The sequence below is a fragment of the Nisaea sp. genome, from assembly GCF_034670185.1.
Classification (GTDB): Bacteria; Pseudomonadota; Alphaproteobacteria; order Thalassobaculales; family Thalassobaculaceae; genus Nisaea.
In genome coordinates this window covers 36241-54650 of sequence record NZ_JAXMNY010000004.1, presented here as the reverse complement: position 1 = coordinate 54650, position 18410 = coordinate 36241, and the positions used below count along the sequence as shown (strand labels likewise).

The 18410-nt window shown below is 60.1% G+C and carries 18 protein-coding genes and 1 pseudogene; 17 read left to right on the top strand and 2 right to left on the bottom strand.

From position 1 onward, the window contains the following. Nucleotides 1-40: 40 nt before the first annotated feature. From VOI22_RS16640 to VOI22_RS16590, 11 genes and pseudogenes are all read left to right on the top strand, one after another. Nucleotides 41-415, top strand: a complete 375-nt coding sequence (locus VOI22_RS16640; protein ID WP_036553867.1) for a DUF4170 domain-containing protein — start codon at nucleotides 41-43, stop codon at nucleotides 413-415. A 5-nt stretch (nucleotides 416-420) separates the two neighbouring features. Beyond that, a complete protein-coding gene (locus VOI22_RS16635) occupies nucleotides 421-846 on the top strand; it encodes a hypothetical protein (protein ID WP_323797576.1) in 426 nt (141 codons plus the stop codon). A 77-nt stretch (nucleotides 847-923) separates the two neighbouring features. Further along, the gene (locus VOI22_RS16630) at nucleotides 924-1361 is read left to right on the top strand and encodes a hypothetical protein (RefSeq protein ID WP_323797575.1); all 438 of its coding nucleotides are present in this window, start codon (nucleotides 924-926) and stop codon (nucleotides 1359-1361) included. Nucleotides 1362-1593: 232 nt separating this feature from the next. Continuing rightward, nucleotides 1594-2664 carry a hypothetical protein gene (locus VOI22_RS16625; RefSeq protein WP_323797574.1) on the top strand — a complete coding sequence of 357 codons (1071 nt, stop codon included), beginning with the start codon at nucleotides 1594-1596 and terminating at the stop codon, nucleotides 2662-2664. Nucleotides 2665-2715: 51 nt separating this feature from the next. Further along, complete coding sequence (locus VOI22_RS16620; RefSeq protein WP_323797573.1) at nucleotides 2716-3471, top strand: class I SAM-dependent methyltransferase; 756 nt, start codon at nucleotides 2716-2718, stop codon at nucleotides 3469-3471. A gap of 229 nt (nucleotides 3472-3700) precedes the next feature. Then, nucleotides 3701-3859, top strand: a pseudogene (locus VOI22_RS16615) (glycine--tRNA ligase subunit alpha); the annotation flags it as partial. 134 nt (nucleotides 3860-3993) lie between these two features. Then, on the top strand, nucleotides 3994-4398 hold the full coding sequence (locus VOI22_RS16610) for a hypothetical protein (RefSeq protein ID WP_323797572.1): 405 nt from the start codon (nucleotides 3994-3996) through the stop codon (nucleotides 4396-4398). A gap of 114 nt (nucleotides 4399-4512) precedes the next feature. Continuing rightward, entirely contained in the window at nucleotides 4513-5439 is a 927-nt protein-coding gene (locus VOI22_RS16605) for a glycine--tRNA ligase subunit alpha (RefSeq protein ID WP_323797571.1), read from the top strand. Next, nucleotides 5432-7498: a glycine--tRNA ligase subunit beta gene (gene glyS / locus VOI22_RS16600; RefSeq protein ID WP_323797569.1), complete on the top strand. Its 2067-nt coding sequence runs from the start codon at nucleotides 5432-5434 to the stop codon at nucleotides 7496-7498. The genes VOI22_RS16605 and glyS overlap by 8 nt, the downstream gene beginning before the upstream one ends. A gap of 10 nt (nucleotides 7499-7508) precedes the next feature. After that, nucleotides 7509-10181: a pyruvate, phosphate dikinase gene (gene ppdK, locus VOI22_RS16595; RefSeq protein WP_323797568.1), complete on the top strand. Its 2673-nt coding sequence runs from the start codon at nucleotides 7509-7511 to the stop codon at nucleotides 10179-10181. 119 nt (nucleotides 10182-10300) lie between these two features. Further along, the gene (locus tag VOI22_RS16590) at nucleotides 10301-11353 is read left to right on the top strand and encodes an SDR family oxidoreductase (protein ID WP_323797567.1); all 1053 of its coding nucleotides are present in this window, start codon (nucleotides 10301-10303) and stop codon (nucleotides 11351-11353) included. 150 nt (nucleotides 11354-11503) lie between these two features. Here VOI22_RS16590 and VOI22_RS16585 read toward each other — a convergent pair whose 3' ends face one another. Then, nucleotides 11504-12415, bottom strand: a complete 912-nt coding sequence (locus VOI22_RS16585; protein WP_323797566.1) for an NAD(P)-dependent oxidoreductase — start codon at nucleotides 12413-12415, stop codon at nucleotides 11504-11506. 25 nt (nucleotides 12416-12440) lie between these two features. Next, on the bottom strand, nucleotides 12441-13358 hold the full coding sequence (locus VOI22_RS16580) for a 2-dehydro-3-deoxygalactonokinase (protein ID WP_323797565.1): 918 nt from the start codon (nucleotides 13356-13358) through the stop codon (nucleotides 12441-12443). A gap of 116 nt (nucleotides 13359-13474) precedes the next feature. On the opposite strand from VOI22_RS16580, the gene VOI22_RS16575 reads away from it, so the two are divergent. The 6 genes from VOI22_RS16575 (at nucleotide 13475) to VOI22_RS16550 (ending at nucleotide 18410) form a co-directional block, all read left to right on the top strand. Then, on the top strand, nucleotides 13475-14323 hold the full coding sequence (locus VOI22_RS16575) for a fumarylacetoacetate hydrolase family protein (RefSeq protein WP_323797564.1): 849 nt from the start codon (nucleotides 13475-13477) through the stop codon (nucleotides 14321-14323). Nucleotides 14324-14347: 24 nt separating this feature from the next. After that, nucleotides 14348-15094, top strand: a complete 747-nt coding sequence (locus VOI22_RS16570) for an SDR family NAD(P)-dependent oxidoreductase (RefSeq protein WP_323797563.1) — start codon at nucleotides 14348-14350, stop codon at nucleotides 15092-15094. Nucleotides 15095-15133: 39 nt separating this feature from the next. Continuing rightward, nucleotides 15134-15550, top strand: a complete 417-nt coding sequence (locus VOI22_RS16565) for a nuclear transport factor 2 family protein (protein ID WP_323797562.1) — start codon at nucleotides 15134-15136, stop codon at nucleotides 15548-15550. 94 nt (nucleotides 15551-15644) lie between these two features. Then, nucleotides 15645-16139 carry a DUF302 domain-containing protein gene (locus tag VOI22_RS16560; RefSeq protein ID WP_323797561.1) on the top strand — a complete coding sequence of 165 codons (495 nt, stop codon included), beginning with the start codon at nucleotides 15645-15647 and terminating at the stop codon, nucleotides 16137-16139. A 12-nt stretch (nucleotides 16140-16151) separates the two neighbouring features. After that, a complete protein-coding gene (locus VOI22_RS16555; protein WP_323797560.1) occupies nucleotides 16152-17327 on the top strand; it encodes a YeeE/YedE family protein in 1176 nt (391 codons plus the stop codon). A 165-nt stretch (nucleotides 17328-17492) separates the two neighbouring features. Beyond that, nucleotides 17493-18410, top strand: coding sequence for a DMT family transporter (locus tag VOI22_RS16550; protein ID WP_323797559.1), 918 nt, complete (start codon nucleotides 17493-17495; stop codon nucleotides 18408-18410).

Below are 18410 nucleotides of genomic sequence, written 5' to 3'. Positions count from 1 at the left end.
GCGGTATACCGTATTCACAAATATGGCACGGAGTTTTGTCATGGCCTTTTGGGTAATTGGCGGCGAATACACGGACACCTCCTTCACGCATATCAAGGGCGGTGACGCGGAGACCAAGATCGGTCCTTTCCCGGACTATGAAACGGCGAAATCCGTTTGGGGAAAGCTGGCCTGGGAGCATGTGGACGACGCCCACACCCGCTACCGGATCTGGGACGATGGCTCGGAGCAGTTCTGGGTTGTCGGCGGAACCTACAAGTCGACGGATTTCAGCGAGACGGTGGATGGCTCTCCCGAGAACCGGGTCGGGCCTTTCACATCCTACGAGGAAGCCAAGGCCGAATGGCAGAAGCGGGCTTGGGAAAGCGTCGATGACGCCCATACCCGCTATCGGATCGAAAAAGTCAGCGGGTAACGCACGTGCCCGATTATGCCCCTCATGGGAATTACGAAATCTGGCTGGATCCGGAGCAGGACAGGGTAATCCGTATTGCCGCGTCAGGTTTCGTCAATCTTGAGATGTTGCGTCTCCACAATCACCGCGCGAACGAAATCGTGGAAGGCTTCAAAGGCGGCCCTTACGCCATGATCTGCAACTTCAATGGCGGCATGGTGATGACGCCCGAAGCTGAGGATGCGTGGATCACCAGTGCCGTCGGCCGTGTCGCTCGTGGCTTGGTCGGTGTCTCGTTTTTCTTCGATAGTGAGGCCGAATTCAAGACGCTGGTGCTGGCCCAGGTCACGCGCGTTCTCGATGCAATCGGGGTGCCGTGGCAGGAAGTGGAAAATGAAGACGAGGCAATGATTAAGGCTCTGGAATTTCTCGAACAGACATCTAGTTCATGATCTTCTGATTGGTAGATATTTCTTAACCGTTTTCTGTTCAGATTTTATCGTAATGGAAAACGGGGGGAGCTTTTGCTGTGCCTGCCTTCGAACCTCATGGTGAATATACTCTCGAGATTGATGGAAGCATTATCAAACTTGTTGCTTCCGGCGCGGTAAACAAGGAAACCATCGAAGAATATGTGCGGGAGGTCAGATCTCTGGTCGAGAGCTTTGCAGGAGCCCCGTTTGCCATGTATTCGGTCTACGATCAGCATGTAATCCTCACTCCAGAGGCTGAAGCGCTGCTGGCGCGAAGTATTGCGGAGCGTGCTGAGAACGGACTGTGTGCATCCGCACTCAATCTCGTCAATTCAGATCACCGTCTCATTATCTCTGCGCAGATTGGCGGCTTGTACAAAAAAGCGGGTGTGCCCTGGTGCACGGTCGACAGTTACGAGGCGGCCAAACCGTGGCTTGAGGCTAGGATCGCAGAGGCTGGGTTTAGGAGTGGGAAACTAGCTCGACAAGAATAACAAGCTGTCCCGGTTCAGAGCGCTGTTGCTGGGTGAGGCTCCGCCAGTGGGGATCAGGCCGGGACTGGCGCCAGCTGGCTTGGGCGGCTCGTGACGGGCTGGGGTTTATCTCGGACTAGGGAGGTGCTTCTTTGCTTTATGCGCGCAGCGGACCCTTCTAGTATTCCGAAGTAGTTAATCGATGCTCCGCGCTTGGAACTTGCCTGCAGCGGAGCGCAGAAGGTTTATTTTGATGAATGAGAAGCAGAAAAATCAGCAAGATCCAAGCGATGATATCGTATTGAAGCGAATATATGCTGGCGAGCGGGCGGTCTTTCCGGATGAGACGATCCCGGAATGGCATGCCGGGCTTTTGACTCATCTTCAGCGCTCAAACGACCGTTACCTGAAACAGGAGCTATCGAAGATACTGGCTCAGCACACCCGCTGGTATACCCGGAACCTGTCACGCGCCGAAATATCCTCTTCACAATCAGGGGAAGCGCTTCTGCAATCTCTCAGAAGCAATGGCTTCGCGAAAGCAGCACTTCCCATGCCGGTGACGGACGCTCTGAGGCATTCCGCGGAGAGTGCGCCATTTGGCGCTGCAAAGGATCCAGACTCTATCATGGACCTGAACGAAGTACTGACCAATCCCTGCTGGACGTCCTATTCGACGACTTATGCGAACAAAGCAGGCGCAGCCAATATCCTGGCCTATCCTGCGGTGGCCAAGCTCGCGACCAATCCCGGGTTTTTGGGGGTTGTGGAGCAATATCTCGGTGCATTGCCATATGTCGGCGGCTTCGAGTTCACATTGAACATTGCGGGAAATGGTGAAAACGTTGCTTCAGGGGAATGGCATTCGGACAAGGATTCCATCGCGTTCATGAAGATGTTCGTCTACCTCTCGGATGTCGGGAACGACAACGGTCCGCACGGATTTGTCCCCGGAAGCCAGACAGCCGAGGGAATCTCTGAGGCCGCAAACAAATGCGGAGGTTTAACTGAGGCACAAAAGAAAGCACTGGTGAACATCCAGCGGTGGGATGACTGGGCTGTGGAAAAGGTCTTTCCGGACAGGGCCGTTTTTTTCGGGGGACCTGCCGGCACAGTCATCCTTGAAGATACCCGGGGGCTTCACCGGGCGACAAAGCTGCGAACGGGGCATCGGTTGATGTTGACGATTCAGTGGTGCCTTGATCTGTCCACGCTGGACCAGCCGGACAGAATTGCTTTTGAAGATTTGCCTGACGAACTCAAGCCGGGCTCGCCCTTGGACGAGGCGCGTTTCCGTCATCTGTTTCATAAGTATCTGAAATAGTGGCCTTTATCTCGGTCTAATTACCCAGCTAACCCTGAATGGGAAGAACTTGTGACTTATAAAATTGTGCATGTTGAAGATCGTCAGGCGTTTAAATATCCGGGCCTCAGTCTAGTCGGGGGCGAGCAACAGCTCTTTGACAACATGGTGGCATCAGATTTCGCGGGGTGGGAGCAGTTTTATGATGTGCGTCAGAGTGCCATTCTCAAGGGACAACCTAGGTTGTTCGATGGCGCGGATCGCTCTCCTGAACTCGGTTTTTTGAAGAAAGATTTTGGCCTGAAGCCGGAACATAGATATCTCGATTACGGGTGCGCGACAGTCGCGTCTGGTCAGCATGTCATTAAGTATCTCAACGAATCATGCTACGTCGGCATGGATATCTCCGAGGCAGCGATCGAGATAGGAGCCCAGCGTGTCAATCTACCCCGACTGGCTGAAAAAAAACCAACTTTGTATCATATAAAAAATGGTGTTTTCCCAAAATTACCGGAGAATTCATTTGATATTGCGGTGGCGCTTTCCGTATTCACGCATTGTCCACCTGAAGTCATGATTAAGATAATCCGATATGTTCATTCATTGTTGCGAAAAGGTGGCGTTTTTATTGCGTCATTTACGGATGCCGGTGACGATATTGTGTTTCAAGGAGTTCATAATTTCTATTATCCTGGGAAATTTCTGATTGATATTTGTGATAAAATGAAAATTTCAGCTTCGATCGAAAAAGACACTATGTGGGACGAGTCTCGGCGTACCGCCCGATTATTGGGGATGCCCAAGAACCTTGTTATTAGGAAGCCCTGACGAATCCGCTGGGGGAAACATATTGGTTTTCAGGGGTTTCGGAGCCCGTGAACTCAATTTTACGACATGAGGCAGCGCAATGCGGGCGCTCTTGGTCGGTTTCCGGACACCGCTTGTTCCGGTCATTTTTTTGTCTTTGCAGGGATCTGCGCACTCACCGCTTGCCGTGGTGGCGGAGCTTCCATTACTTTGCTGCACCGCGAAATCCTAAAGATGCGAGTGAACTGATATGTCGACATTCGGTGAAGCGGTTCCGCGAATCGATTTCCAGTCCCTCATTCTCACCTTGCAGAGCCATTGGGCGAGCAAGGGATGCGTGATCCTGCAGCCTTACGATATGGAAGTCGGCGCGGGTACGTTCCGCCCGGCGACGACCCTGTGCTCGCTCGTCGTCTGGTAGGTCGCACTCGGCGGCTATTTGATCGGCAAGATCCAGAAAATGCATGTGATTCATCTTCGATAAACCAATTCGATTGAATGTTCCGAAGGGGCCCGGTTCGTTCCAGCAAGAGGAGCGCAACAGTGACAAAATTCGAGCCACATGGTGACTTTTCCATCAGGTGCGGCGCAGGAATCATGCATATGCGGGTCGCGGGTGCGACTAATATCGAGCAGATCGATCAGATCGGTGCCGAAGTCGACCGATTCCTGGACGGGAACGGTGAGCGTCTTTGCGGCATTCTGGTTGAGCTCGGGGATCACGCCATCATGACGAATGACGCAACGGCGCGATGCAATGAGCTGATAATAGGACATATGGAACGCGGGCTTTGCGCTGCGGCGTTCGTTGTGCACTCCACGGAGTTCCGGGAATTCATCATCGAACAGATCCGCAAATTCTACGATTCGGTCGGTTTGCGCTGGGAGCGTTTCGATGATGCAGCAGACGCAAGGAGATGGCTCGAGGAACAGATTGCCGACATCTAATCCTATCGCTTCCGGTCCCATCTACTAAATCTGCAAAACTCCCGCTTGCCCGGGCCATGACGGTTCCATTACGTTGCCGCACTGCAAAACTTTCGAGCAAGCGAGCCATACCTGATGTCGAGTTCGGCCGAATCCGCGCCGCGGACGGATTTTCAGTCTCTCATTCTCACCTTGCAGAGCTATTGGGCGAGCAAGGGATGCGTGATCCTGCAGCCTTATGACATGGAAGTCGGCGCGGGTACGTTTCACCCGGCGACGACCCTGCGCTCGCTCGGTCCGGACGATATCTGGAAGGCGGCCTATGTGCAGCCCTCGCGCCGTCCGACGGATGGCCGCTACGGCGAAAATCCGAACCGGCTGCAGCACTATTACCAGTTCCAGGCCCTGATCAAGCCGTCGCCGGCGGACAGTCAGGAGCTTTATCTCGGCTCCCTGAAGGCAATCGGCCTTGATCCGATGAAGCACGATATCCGCTTTGTCGAGGATGACTGGGAAAGCCCGACACTGGGCGCCTGGGGGCTTGGCTGGGAGATCTGGTGCGATGGCATGGAAATCTCCCAGTACACTTATTTCCAGCAGGTCGGCGGCATCGATTGCGATCCGGTTCCGCTGGAGCTGACCTACGGGCTGGAGCGCATCGCCACCTATATTCAGGGCGTGGACTCGATCTTTGATCTCGACTGGGACGGCGTGCCGAAAGAAGAGGGCGGCAAGACCTACGCCGATATCTTCCAGCAGGCCGAGCGGGAATTCTCCACCTGGAATTTCGAGATCGCCGGGACGGACGCCCTGTTCCAGCACTTCAAGGATGCGGAAGCCGAGTGCGAACGCATTCTGGCCGATGAACGGCCCCTACCATTGCCGGCCTATGACCAGTGCATGAAAGCCAGCCATACCTTTAATCTCCTGGATGCGCGCGGGGTGATCAGCGTGACCGAACGGCAGGCCTATATCGGCCGGGTGCGGGCGCTGGCAAAGCGCTGTTGCGAGCGGTGGGTCGAGGCCGGTAAGGCCGAGAGCACGGAGGCGACCAATGTCTGAGTTGCTCGTCGAACTCTTCAGTGAGGAAATTCCGGCCCGCATGCAGAAGAAGGCGGCGGACGACCTGCTGTCCCTGCTGACCCAGAAGCTGAAGAAGGCTGGTCTGGACTACAGCTCGGCCACAGCACATGTGACCCCGCGCCGCCTGATCGCCGTGATCGACGGCCTGCCGGAGAAGCAGCCGGATACCAGCGAGGAACGCCGTGGCCCGAAAGCCGATGCGCCGGAGAAAGCCCTGGCGGGCTTCCTCGGGTCCGTCGGACTGACGCTGGATCAGTGTGAGAAGCGGGAAACGCCGAAAGGCACGTTCCTCTATGCCGTGGTCGAAACCAAGGGGGCGGAGACCCGCACCGTCCTGCCGGGCATTCTTGCCGAGGCGGTGAAGGAGCTGGCTTGGCCGAAAAGCATGCGCTGGGGCCGTCACGCCTTCCGCTGGGTGCGTCCAATGCATGGCGTGCTGGCGGTATTCGGCGGTGAGACGCTGGATGGCGCTGTTGATCTTGGCGGCGGTGAGTTGACCTTCACGAACCAGACACGCGGTCATCGTTTCCTGGCGCCCGATGCCGTCACGGTCAGTGACTTTTCGGATTATCAGGCAAAGCTGCGCGCGGCCTTCGTCATTATCGATCGCGAGGAGCGCAAGCGTATCATCGAGGAAGGCGCCGCCGCGCTCGCCAAGGCCGAAGGCCTGACGGTGAAGCCGGATCAGGGCTTGCTGGAAGAGGTCTGCGGGCTGGTCGAATGGCCAGTTCCGATCATGGGCCGGATCGATGATGCTTTCATGGACGTACCGGCGGAAGCGCTGGTCACCTCCATGCGCAGCCACCAGAAATATTTCTCCGCCGAGCATGCCGACGGCACGCTGGCCAGCCGCTTCATTACCGTTTCCAACATGGCGGCGGACCCGGAACGGGATGCGACCATCCGGGCCGGGAACGAGAAGGTTCTGCGGGCCCGCCTGTCGGACGCAAAATTCTTCTGGGATCAGGACCGGGCGGTGAAGCTGGTAAGCCGGACAGGCAAACTGTCCGACATCCTGTTCTACCAAAAGCTCGGTACCGTCGCGGACAAGGCCGGGCGGCTGGAAGCGCTGGCGGAATGGCTCGCGGCGTATGTGCCGGGTGCCGATGCCGGCAAGGCGAAGCGCGCGGCGACGCTCTGCAAGGCGGACCTCGTCACCGAGATGGTCGGCGAGTTTCCGGAGCTGCAGGGCATCATGGGCCGCTATTACGCATTGCATGACGGCGAGGCGCCGGAAGTGGCCGATGCCATCGCCGATCATTACGCGCCGCAGGGCCCGAACGACCGGTGCCCGACCGCGCCTGAAAGCATCTCCGTCGCGCTCGCGGACAAGCTCGATACGCTTGCCGGGTTCTTTGCCATCGACGAGAAACCAACCGGCTCCAAGGACCCGTTCGCGCTGCGCCGTGCAGCGCTCGGCGTCATCCGTCTGATCGTCGAGAACAAGCTGCGGCTGCCGCTGGGCGATGCTTTTACGAAGGCTGCCGGGCTCTATCCGGGGCTCGGTGAACCGGACGGGATTCTCGATTTCTTCGCCGATCGCCTGAAAGTCCATTTGCGCGAAGGCGGTGTACGCCACGATCTGGTTTCCGCCGTCTTTGCCCTTGGTGGCGAGGACGATCTGGTCCGTCTGCTCGCTCGCGTAACCGCATTGCAGTCGGTGCTTTCCACCGACGATGGCGCCAACCTTCTGGCGGGCGTCCGCCGGGCGGGGAACATCGTCCGCGCCGAGGAAAAGAAGGACGGGGCGGCCCATGACGGCGGGACCGACGACAGCCTGCTTGCGCAGGATGAGGAGAAGGCGCTTTCACAGGCTCTGATTGTGGCAGAAGATGGGGCTGACAAGGCTCTTGCCGGTGAGGATTTCGAAGCGGCCATGGCGGCTCTTGCGGGTCTGCGCGGGCCGGTCGATGACTTCTTCGACAAGGTGACGGTCAATGTGGACGATCCAGCGGTGCGCCGGAACCGGCTGGCGCTACTGGCACGGGTTGGATCGGCGGCGCACAGGATTGCGGATTTCTCGAAGATAGAGGCTTGACGGCGGCGCGATGGAGAAGTGGATCTACACATTCGGCGGGGGAGCGGCAGAAGGCTCCGCCGGTATGGAAGGTCTGCTTGGCTCCAAGGGTGCCAATCTCGCGGAGATGAGTGCGATCGGGCTGCCCGTGCCGCCCGGTTTCACCATCACCACCGATGTCTGCGGTTATTATCACAGCCATGACGGAGCTTATCCCGAGACGCTTGATGCCGCAGTTCGCGCGGGTTTGGCGCAGCTTGAAAAAGCCCGTGGCGCCCGGTTTGGCGATCCGGAAAATCCGCTGCTTGTTTCCGTACGCTCCGGCAGTGCCGCCTCGATGCCGGGGATGATGGACACGGTGCTCAATCTCGGACTCAACGATGCCGTGGTCGAGGGCCTGGCACTGAAATCCGGCGACCGCCGCTTCGCTTACGATTGCTACCGCCGCTTCATCAACATGTATGGCGAGGTGGTGCTCGATGTGGACGGCTTCCTGTTCGAGGAAGCCGCCGACGAAATCAAGGAAGATCACGGCGCTGATTTCGACCGCGACCTGACCACGGACGCTTTTACCGAGATGGTCGCGCGCTTCAAGGAGATCGTCGAGAGTGAGTCCGGGGAGCATTTTCCGGCGGATCCCCTGGAGCAGCTCTGGGGCGCCATCGGTGGGGTCATCCGGTCCTGGAACAACCAGCGCGCGGTGATTTACCGCTCCCTGCACAATATTCCGGAAGATACCGGCACCGCCGTCACCGTGCAGGCCATGGTGTTTGGCAATCTCGGTCAGGAGAGCGTCACCGGTGTCGCCTTCACCCGCAATCCCTCTACCGGGGTGAAAGAGCCGTACGGCGAATATCTGCCCAACGCCCAGGGCGAGGATGTGGTCGCAGGGTTGCGCACGCCGTTGCCGCTCGTGGAAAGCGCTATGCATGGTGCGGCGGAGGATGCGGAGGCGCTTTCCGCTCATGCGCCGGGCCTGTTCGACAAATTGCAGACACTCTGCGATCGGCTGGAACGTCATTATGGCGACGTGCAGGACATCGAATTCACAGCCGAGGGCGGTGAGCTGTTCCTGCTGCAGACCCGGTCCGCCAAGCGCACCGTCGAGGCCGGTCTGAAGATCGCCGTCGATATGGAACGGGAAGGTCTGATCTCGCGCCAGGATGCTGTCATGCGGGTCAATCCGGACAATCTTGACAGCCTGCTCTACCCGTCCGTCGATCCCTCCTCGGGGGCGGAGCCGATTGCCCGCGGCTTGCCTGCCTCGCCCGGGGCGGCAAGCGGTATCGCAGTGTTCGATCCGGACGACGCTGTCAGCCGGTCCCGCGACGGCGAGGACGTGATTCTGGTCCGTAAGGAAACCAGCCCGAACGACATTCACGGCATGCACGCCGCAGTTGGCATCGTCACCGCGCGCGGCGGACTGACCAGCCATGCGGCGGTGGTGGCGCGCGGTATGGGCCGGCCTTGTATCTGCGGGGCCAGTTCGGTCCGGATCGATGCCGAGGGCACCTGCTTTACAGTTGGTGACGTGACCGTGCGGGATGGCGACGAGATCACTCTCGACGGTACTGGCGGCGGTATCTATCTCGGTCGCATTCCGACCGTCGAGCCGCAGCTTCCGGAAGACCTGAAGACGCTGGTGTCCTGGGCCGACGAGATCCGCAAGCTCGACGTGCGCGCCAATGTCGAGACCATGGAGGATGCCAGGGCCGCCCATGCTTTCGGGGCGGATGGCATCGGTTTGGTCAGCACGGAGCATACCTTCTTCGCACCGGAACGGATCATGACCGTGCGGGAGCTGACCCTGGCCCGGAACGAGAAGGAGAGACGCCCGTCGCTTGATCGGCTGTTCCCGTTGCAGCGAGCCGATTTCACCAAGCTGTTCCGCGAGTTGCGCGGCTTCCCGGTAGCGGTGCGCCTGCTTGATCCGCCACTTGACGAAGTGTTGCCGGAGAGCGACGCGGATTATCAGGAGACGGCGGAGGCTCTCGGCCTTCCGATCGCGGCCGTGCGCAAGCGGGTCGCGGCGGTGCGTCAGATTGTGCCGGTGCTGGGACATCGCGGTTGCCGGCTGGCGATCTCCTATCCGGAAATCACCGACATGCAGGTCCGCGCCATGTTCGTGGCAGCGAGCGATGTGCTGAAGGAATTCGGCGATACGGTAACGCTGGAAATCACTGTGCCGCTGGTCGTCGGCAAGCGGGAGTTCGATTTTGTCCGGATCATCGTCGACCGGGTGGCGGCGGAAGTCGAGCAGGAGACCGGTTGCACCATCAGCTACCGGGTAGGCACCCTGATCGAGTTGCCACGCGCCGCTCTGCGTGCCGGTGAGATCGCCAAGAGCGCGGACTTCTTCAGCTTCGGCACGGACGATCTGACACGCACCGTCTTCGGCATGTCGCGCGACGATGCCGACGCGTTCCTGACTACCTACATGAATAATTCCGTGGTCGATCTCGACCCCTTCGTCACCCTCGATATCGAGGGCGTTGGTGAGCTGGTCCGGATCGCGACCGAGCGCGGCCGGGCGGAGAATCCGCAATTGCTGATCGGTATCTGCGGCGAGCATGGCGGGGATGCCAAGACCGTCCGCTTTTGCCATTCCATTGGGCTCGACTATGTCTCTTGCGCCCCGAACCGCCTGCCGGTGGCCCGCATTGCGGCGGCGCAGGCGACGATCGAGCAGGCAACAGTTTCCTGACGAAATGCTTATGTCTCCGGGACTGTTAGCAGGCCGGTAGCGCTGACGCGCAGCCCTGTTGCGTTGACGCCGGAGTGTATGCCTCTCACACTGCCCGCAAAAATATTGGGGAGGAAGGCATGGCCAGGAAGAAAGCATTGGTGGTCGGCGCGCTCGGGGTTATCGGGCGTCGGCTGATCCAGCATCTTGAAGAGACCGGCGGTTGGGACATTGTCGGTCTGAGCCGCCGGGCCCCGGATTTTCCAAGCAAGGCCAGCTATATTTCCGTCGATTTGCTCGACCGGGCGGACGCGGAAGCCAAGCTCGCCCACCTGACGGACGTCACGCATGTTTTCTATACGGCTTTCCAGGCTCGGCCGACCTGGGCGGAGCATGACGCTCCCAATCTCGCCATGCTGGTGAATGCAGTGGAACCTGTCGCGGCTGTCTCTCCGGTGCTGGAACATGTTCAGCTCATGGAAGGCAACAAGATCTATGGCAGCCATCTTGGGCCTTTCAGGACCCCGGCCCGTGAAGAAGACCCGCCGCACATGCTGCCGAATTTCTACTACACCCAGGAAAGCTGGCTGCGCACCGCCCAGGAAGGGCAGCGCTGGACCTGGTCGGCCCTGCGCCCGCACACGGTCTGCGGCTTTGCTGTCGGCAATCCGATGAATATCACCACCTGCATCGCGGTCTACGCGACGATCTCGAAAGAGCTTGGCCTGCCGTTGCGCTTCCCCGGCAAGCCGGGAGCCTATGAGGCGGTCTATCAGGTCACCGACTCAGCCTTGCTGGCGCGGTCGATGGTCTGGGCTGGAACGGCCGGCAGTGCGCAGAACGAGGTGTTCAACATTACCAACGGCGATTATTTCCGCTGGAAGAACGTCTGGCCGCGTTTCGCCGAGTTTTTCGAGATGGATGTGGGGGACGTGCAGACCATTCCGCTGACCGAGTTCATGGCGGACAAGGCGCCGCTCTGGGAGCGGATCGTGGAGCGCGAGGGCCTGATGCACACGCCGTATGCCGACATCGCCGCCTGGCCTTTCGCGGACTATGTTTTCGGCACGGATTGGGACGTGATGACGGACACGCTGAAAATCCGCATGGCCGGCTTCAACGATTATGTTCGGTCGCAGGAAATGTTCATCGAGCTGTTCGAGGAATTCCGGGCTCGCAAGGCGATCCCGTAGGGGAATACTTCTGCCCTCAACCAAATCCACCTTAAATTCGTCATCCTCGCGAATGCGGGGACCCAGTGATCGTAGGGCGGCACCCGATGTTCCCTGGGTCCCCACGTGCGTGGGGATGACAACCTAATAAAAGGATGGGACGAGGGGCGCTCAGCTATCCGGCCCGCTGTCCGGCTTGTCGCCGACCCGGTGCGGGGAATTGCGGTGCTCCAGTTCGAGCAGCAGTGCGGTCTGGTCGTACTCGGCAAGCCCGCGTTCGCTGAGCGAGTTGTAGAGATCGCGAGCAAGAGAGAGAAACGGCAGGTCGAGACCGCATTCCTTGGCGGTGCGAAGCACCGTGTCCAGGTCTTTCAGCGTATTGCTGACCTGGGCGCCGGGACCCCAATTGCGCTCGATGATACGGTTACCGTGCTCTTGCAGGACGCGGCTCTCGGCGAACCCGCCGCGCAGGGCATCGCGTACTGACTCGGGATTGGCGCCGCCAGCTTCGGCCAGCAGCATCGCTTCGGAGAGTCCGGCGATGGAGATGGCGACGATCACCTGATTGCAGAGCTTGGTAAGCTGTCCGGCGCCACAGGGACCGACCCGGAACGGGCGGCCCATGGCGGCCAGCACGGGGGTCGCCTCGACAAAGGTGTCTTTCTCGCCGCCGACCATAATGGCAAGGCTGCCGAGTTCGGCGCCCTGGGTGCCGCCGGAAACCGGCGCATCGAGATGACGGATGCCAAGCTTCGTCAGGGCGGTATCGAATTCCTGTTCGGCCTGTGGCGCGATGGAGCTCATGTCGCAGAAAATCGTGCCCGGCTTCATGGCATCGGCAACGCCATGCTCGAACAGGATTTCCCGAACGGCATCCGCATTGGTGACGCTGGTGCAGACGATATCCGCCTCGGCGACCGCTTCCGCGGCGCTTTCAGCGATGGTGGCATGGTGGGTGACAAGCGGATCTGTCTTGCCTGAGGTCCGGTTCCAGACCGTCAGTGGAAATCCGGCGCGGGCGATGTTGGTGGCCATGCTAAGACCCATCCGCCCGATGCCGAGAAAGGTGACATTCGGCGTCATACCCGTCCCTTCGTCCTCTGCGCCTCTAGCGCCTTTTCCGAAGGCCAGTGGCCAGCCGGAACAGGCCGTGTGCGCCCGTATACTCTCCCAGTTGGCGACAGCGTATACCATGCTGCGATAGCGCCGGGGTGTAGAGATCGGTGAGGTCTGGGTTGCCGATAATGCAAACCTCCGATCCCTTGGCCAGATCGCGGGTTGCGGATGCGACCTCGCTGCCGATGAGAAGCCCGGATAGAAAAGCGCCGCTCTCCTCGACCGGGAGGGTCTCCAGCAGAGTGCCAGCGCGCACGGTGAAGAGGTGTGCGAGCAAGCCTGCTTCCGAGCGCCCGGCGGCAAGGCCTTTCGCGAAACCCGCATCCGACCATACCGCGTGCTCAATGGTGGTGCCGAGGATCGAGTGCCGCCGCAGAACATCGAACAGCTCGCCGGTCATGTAGGTTCGGAAATCGCGGATGATACCGTCGTCGAGCAAAGCCCACTTGCTGTGAGTTCCGGGCAGACAAAGCAGGTGCTTTCCCGGTCCAAGCTGATCCAGCGCACCAAAAATCTGCAACTCTTCGCCTCGCATGACATCGGCGCGACTCTCTTCTGAGAGGGAAAGGCCGGGCGCGATCCAGAGGGCGTGACCCGACTCCGTTTTTGCGGCAATAGCGTGATCGGCGAGGTTTTCCGGATTGGCCGGGCAAGGCACATAAGGAGCCTCGAACCAGCCCTGCCGGCTGCCGATCATGCCGCCGAGGACAATCAGTGGTGCCGGTTCCGCTGCAGCCGTCAGCCAGTCGCCGACCACCGTATGAAAGGCGTCCTCGAAATCGCCATCCTCGATCGCCCGGATTCCTGCGGGAGCATCGCGCCGCTCCAGGATTGTGCCGTCTTCCGACATGCGGAAAGCCCGCAGCCGGGTGGTTCCCCAATCCAGTGCCAGCACTGCCGTATCGCTCATGTCCATACTCCCCTAAATTCGGCAACAGCTTGACTTGCCGGTATCCGGTTGCAAACCTCGCTGCCGTCCTTAATAGGTTGCAAATCAGAAAAACGCTAAGGGAAGGAACAACCCTCATGAAGCTGTTGCGGTATGGCGCACCGGGTGCCGAAAAGCCGGGGATTCTGGATGCCGACGGGAAGATCCGTGATCTCTCCGGCATTGTCGGCGATATTGACGGCGCGGCGCTCAGCCCCGAGGGTCTGGCGAAAATCAAGGCGGCGGACATCGCGTCTCTTCCCGTCGTTGCAGGTGACCCGCGTCTCGGCGCCTGCGTCGGCAAGGTCGGCAAGATGATCTGCGTCGGTCTGAATTACAGCGATCACGCCGCCGAGTCCGGCATGGACGTGCCGCCGGAGCCGATCATTTTCATGAAGGCCACCTCCGCGATCTGCGGTCCGAACGACGACACTGTCGTGCCGCGCGGCTCCAAGAAGCTGGATTACGAAGTCGAGCTCGGCATCGTCATCGGCAAGAAGGCGAAGTATGTTTCTGAAGCCGATGCGCTGGATTATGTCGCCGGTTTCTGTGTGGTGAACGATGTCTCCGAGCGTGAGTTCCAGGCGGAGCGTTCCGGCCAGTGGACCAAGGGCAAGAGCTGCGACACGTTCGGCCCGACCGGCCCGTGGATGGTGACAAAGGACGAGATACCGAACGCGCAGGCGCTTGGCATATGGGCCAAGGTCAATGGCGAAACACGGCAGGACGGCAACACCAACACCATGGTCTATGGCCCGGCCTTCCTGGTGCATTATCTCAGCCAGTTCTTCACCCTCGAGCCGGGCGACGTGATCCCGACCGGCACACCGCCGGGCGTTGGCATGGGCTTCAAGCCGGAGCCGAAATACCTGAAGGCCGGCGATGTGGTTGAACTCGGTATCGACGGTCTCGGCGTTCAGCGCCAGACCTGCGTTGCAGACAGCTAAGAGAGCCGAACGGGGAAGACGGTCATGGTGAGTTACGATTTTGCAAAACGTGCCGCCGTGGTTACCGGCGGCGCACGTGGTATCGGCAAGGCGGTTGCAGCCCGTCTTGCTGCCTCCGGCGCGTCCGTCAGCCTGTGGGATACGGACGGCGACAAATTGGCTGAAACCGCCGCGGAACTGGGCGGTAACGTCCATACCTCCGTGGTCGATATCACAAACGATTCCGCTGTCGACCGATCGGCGGCGGAGGTCGAGCGTGAGTTCGGGCGCCTCGATATCATGGTCAACAGTGCCGGCATCACCGGCCCGAACGTGCCGACCTGGCAATATGGCGTCGCCGACTGGCGCCAGGTGATCGATATCGATCTGAACGGCACTTTTCTGTGCTGCCGGGCGGCGGTGCCTTACATGCTGCGCAATGATTACGGGCGCATCGTGAATATTGCCTCGGTGGCCGGCAAGGAAGGCAATCCCAACGCTGCTGCCTATAGCGCGGCCAAGGCAGGCGTGATCGGCCTGACCAAGTCGCTCGGCAAGGAGTTGGCGGAAACCGGCGTCACAGTGAACTGCGTCACCCCCGCAGCGGTGAAGACCGATATATTCGATCAGATGACCGAGGAGCATATCAATTTCATGCTCTCGAAAATCCCGATGAAGCGGTTCGGTCAAGTCGAGGAAATCGCCAATATCGTGGCCTGGTTGAGTTCCGAGGATTGCACCTTCAGCACCGGTGGCGTATTCGATTGCTCGGGAGGGCGCGCAACCTACTGAGGCCCGCTCTCGGGAGGCTTAGCTTCAAGGCGACAGACAATGAGTCGGGCCCGGCAAACAGACATACTGATGCGGAACGAGGCTTTTTACACGGCCTTCACCACGCGTGATCTGGCGGCTATGGAAAGCCTCTGGGCATCGGAGATGCGTGTCAGTTGCATTCACCCCGGCGGCACTCCCCTTTTCGGCCGTGAGGCCGTTGTCGAAAGCTGGGTGCAAATTCTGTCCAGCCCGGTCCGCTCCTCGCTGCAATGCCTGGAGCCGAAGGTCCACTTCCTGAGTGAAGATCTGGCCCTTGTCGTGTGCTTCGAGCGGCGCGGCAGCGAGACCCTGACCGCGACGAATATTTTCGCCTTCGAGAGCGCCGACTGGGTGCTGATCCACCATCAGTCGGGACCGGTTGCATCGGAGGTCAGTACGCTGGCGGATATTCCGGCACCGCGGTTGCTGCAATAGAGCGACGGTGGCCCGGCCGTCACGGGGTGTTCATTTCCCGAGAGCATCAATCTGTGTCACCCCGGCCAGAGATAATGGTCAGGGAGAAAACGCCATGGTTCAGTTGCGTCTCGTTCTGCGCGCGCTTTGCGTCGTCATCGGGTTGACTGGGGGGCTGGCCGCAGGCTCGGTTCATGCGGAGGTGCGGGCGCCTTACTCTGGCACGAGCACCGTGGCCACGGGAAAACCCTTCATCCCGTTCGTCAAGGCATTGTCCGGTGCGATCAAGGCCAAAGGATTTAACATCGTCGGGATTGCCTGCGCGACATGTGCTGCCAAGTCCCAAGGAGTGACGGTCCCTGGCAACCGGGTGTTCTTCTTCTTTAAACCGGCCTACGCAGTGCGTATGCTCGCCGCCTCGGAAGCGGCGGGGATTGAGGCGCCGATCCGCGTCTATATAACGGAGGCCGGCGACGGCACGGCAGAGGTGACGTACCGCCTGCCGTCCCATGTTTTCGGCGCCTATGAAGTACCGGCCCTTGACGTGCTTGGAGCGGAACTGGACGCGGATGTGGAGGCCATTATTTACGCTGCGAAAACCAACAGCTGAGCTGATGCAATCATGACCATTGCCGTTCCGTCCCTCCCGGCCACGCAACGCCCGCTCTTCCTGATCTTCGCTTGTGCGGCTGTGGCCATTGCCGTCCTGCATTTGCAGTATGCGGACTGGCGCCGCTTTTCCATGCTGGCGATCGGCTGCGGGCTCGGCGTCGCGCTGTATCACGCCGCGTTCGGTTTTACCGGCGCGTATCGCAAATTGCTGGTGGAGCGTGATCTGAGCGGTATCGTCGCCCAGGCAGTCATGCTGGCCATCGCCATGATCCTGTTCGCGCCGGTGCTGAGCGCGGGCGGTGCCTTCGGCCTGAAGGCGGGCCCTGCGATCGCACCACTCAATGTCTCCCTGGTCACCGGCGCTTTCATTTTTGGTCTCGGCATGCAGCTCGCGGGGGGCTGTGCGTCGGGCACACTCTTTACCGCCGGTGGCGGCAATGTCCGGATGATCGTGGTGCTGGTGTTTTTCTGTGCCGGATCGTTCTGGGGCTCGCTCGACCTGCCCTTCTGGCGCACGTTGCCAAGTCTGGGCGCGGTCTCTCTCGGCCGGGAGTTCGGCTATACGGGCGGCGTCGCGTTGCAGCTTGCCATGCTTGGCACCATCCTCGGCGCTCTCTGGCTCTGGGGTGCGCGGATCAGGCAGCCGCTCTGGGGCGGAGCGACGGCGCTGAACTGGCGGACGCTCGTCCATGGACCCTGGCCGTTGCTGCTCGGCGCGATCATGCTGGCGCTGCTCGGCTTTGCCACCTTGCTGGCAAAGGGATTCCCCTGGGGAGTGACCTGGGGCTTCACGCTGTGGGGAGCCAAGGCCGCAATGGCACTTGGCTGGGACCCGGCAAGCAGCAGTTTCTGGACACCGGCCTGGCGGCAGGGCGCGCTGCGTGCGGATCTGTTGATGGAAGCAACGTCGCTGATGAATATCGCGATCATTCTTGGCGCGGGGATGGCAGCATCCCTTGCGGGCAAGATAGCGCCGAACCTGCGCATGGGATGGCGCCCGTTCGTTGCGGCCGTTATCGGGGGGCTAATGCTCGGCTACGGCGCCCGGCTGGCCTATGGCTGCAATATCGGGGCGTTCTTCGCCGGTATATCCTCGACCAGCCTGCATGGCTGGGTCTGGATCTTGGTGGCGATGGCGGGGAACGTGATCGGCGTCAGGTTGCGGCCGCTGTTTCGCCTGGCCTGAAGAAATGCTCTGAATCCGACCCGGTGTTTCGCACGCGACAAAAATTATAGAGTTATTAAGGCGTTATCGATTCCTTAGCCGTCAGATAGTCGTTTTTTGCATGCCTCAATCGGTGGTTGCGGGCGTAGCGTGAACAAATTGTTCCCGCGTCCGGAAGTCTATCTGATGCCTGCTGCTCTTCCCGTTGTCGCCGCTTCTGCAGGATATGGACGCGGCATCGCCTGCCAGCTCACCGCTGTCTTCCTGTTCGCGATAATGGGTATTCTGGTCAAGGGCCTTGGCGACTCCTACCCGACATCGCAGATCATCTTTTTCCGGAGCTTGCCGGCACTGCTGCCGTTGTTCCTCTATCTGCCGGCACAGGGCGGCTGGCGCGCGCTGCTGACCAGGCGGCCCGATCTGCAGTTCATCCGGGCGACCGTTGGTGTCGCCTCCATGTTCGCAGGCTTCTACGCACTCTCCCAGATGGACTTCGCGACCTACGTTACGATCAGCTTCTCCGCGCCGCTGTTCGGCACCCTGCTGGCCATACCGTTTCTGGGTGAGAAAGTCGGCATCAAGCGTCTTTCCGCCGTGCTGACCGGTTTTGCCGGTGTGGCGCTGGCCGCCGCGCCGGATGGCAGCGGGGTCAGCCTTTATGCTCTGCTCGCCCTTTCCGCGGCATTCGCCTATGGCTGCATCATGGTGGTCATGCGCAAGCTCGGCAGCATCGACCGAAGCGCGGCGACGGTGTTCTATTTCACCCTCGCGGGCGTGGTTGTTGGCGGCGTGATGATGCCGTTCGAATGGGTTACGCCGACCCTTGTCGATCTGGCCCTGCTGATCGGTGTCGGCATTATTGGCGGTGTCGCGCAGATGTTCATGACGGAAGCCTTCCGTCAGGCGCCGACTTCCGTGATCGCTCCGTTCGACTACACGGCCATGCTCTGGGCCGCGACCCTCGGCTATCTGGTGTTCGGCAACATTCCGTCGAACCAGGTGATCGCGGGCGCCGGCATCATTTGCTGCGCAGGTCTGTTCATCCTTTATCGTGAGACCAAGCTCGGCCTGAAAAAACCGAAGCTGAAACGCTCCAGCCTCTAG

Excerpts from the sequence above, each read along its gene's own strand:
- VOI22_RS16640 (WP_036553867.1), top strand. The coding sequence starts at position 41 with ATGGCCTTTTGGGTAATTGGCGGCGAATACACGGACACCTCCTTCACG.
- VOI22_RS16625 (WP_323797574.1), top strand. The coding sequence starts at position 1,594 with ATGAATGAGAAGCAGAAAAATCAGCAAGATCCAAGCGATGATATCGTA.
- VOI22_RS16605 (WP_323797571.1), top strand. The coding sequence starts at position 4,513 with ATGTCGAGTTCGGCCGAATCCGCGCCGCGGACGGATTTTCAGTCTCTC.
- glyS (WP_323797569.1), top strand. The coding sequence starts at position 5,432 with ATGTCTGAGTTGCTCGTCGAACTCTTCAGTGAGGAAATTCCGGCCCGC.
- ppdK (WP_323797568.1), top strand. The coding sequence starts at position 7,509 with ATGGAGAAGTGGATCTACACATTCGGCGGGGGAGCGGCAGAAGGCTCC.
- VOI22_RS16590 (WP_323797567.1), top strand. The coding sequence starts at position 10,301 with ATGGCCAGGAAGAAAGCATTGGTGGTCGGCGCGCTCGGGGTTATCGGG.
- VOI22_RS16585 (WP_323797566.1), bottom strand. The coding sequence starts at position 12,415 with ATGACGCCGAATGTCACCTTTCTCGGCATCGGGCGGATGGGTCTTAGC.
- VOI22_RS16580 (WP_323797565.1), bottom strand. The coding sequence starts at position 13,358 with ATGAGCGATACGGCAGTGCTGGCACTGGATTGGGGAACCACCCGGCTG.
- VOI22_RS16575 (WP_323797564.1), top strand. The coding sequence starts at position 13,475 with ATGAAGCTGTTGCGGTATGGCGCACCGGGTGCCGAAAAGCCGGGGATT.
- VOI22_RS16570 (WP_323797563.1), top strand. The coding sequence starts at position 14,348 with ATGGTGAGTTACGATTTTGCAAAACGTGCCGCCGTGGTTACCGGCGGC.
- VOI22_RS16565 (WP_323797562.1), top strand. The coding sequence starts at position 15,134 with ATGAGTCGGGCCCGGCAAACAGACATACTGATGCGGAACGAGGCTTTT.
- VOI22_RS16560 (WP_323797561.1), top strand. The coding sequence starts at position 15,645 with ATGGTTCAGTTGCGTCTCGTTCTGCGCGCGCTTTGCGTCGTCATCGGG.
- VOI22_RS16555 (WP_323797560.1), top strand. The coding sequence starts at position 16,152 with ATGACCATTGCCGTTCCGTCCCTCCCGGCCACGCAACGCCCGCTCTTC.
- VOI22_RS16550 (WP_323797559.1), top strand. The coding sequence starts at position 17,493 with ATGCCTGCTGCTCTTCCCGTTGTCGCCGCTTCTGCAGGATATGGACGC.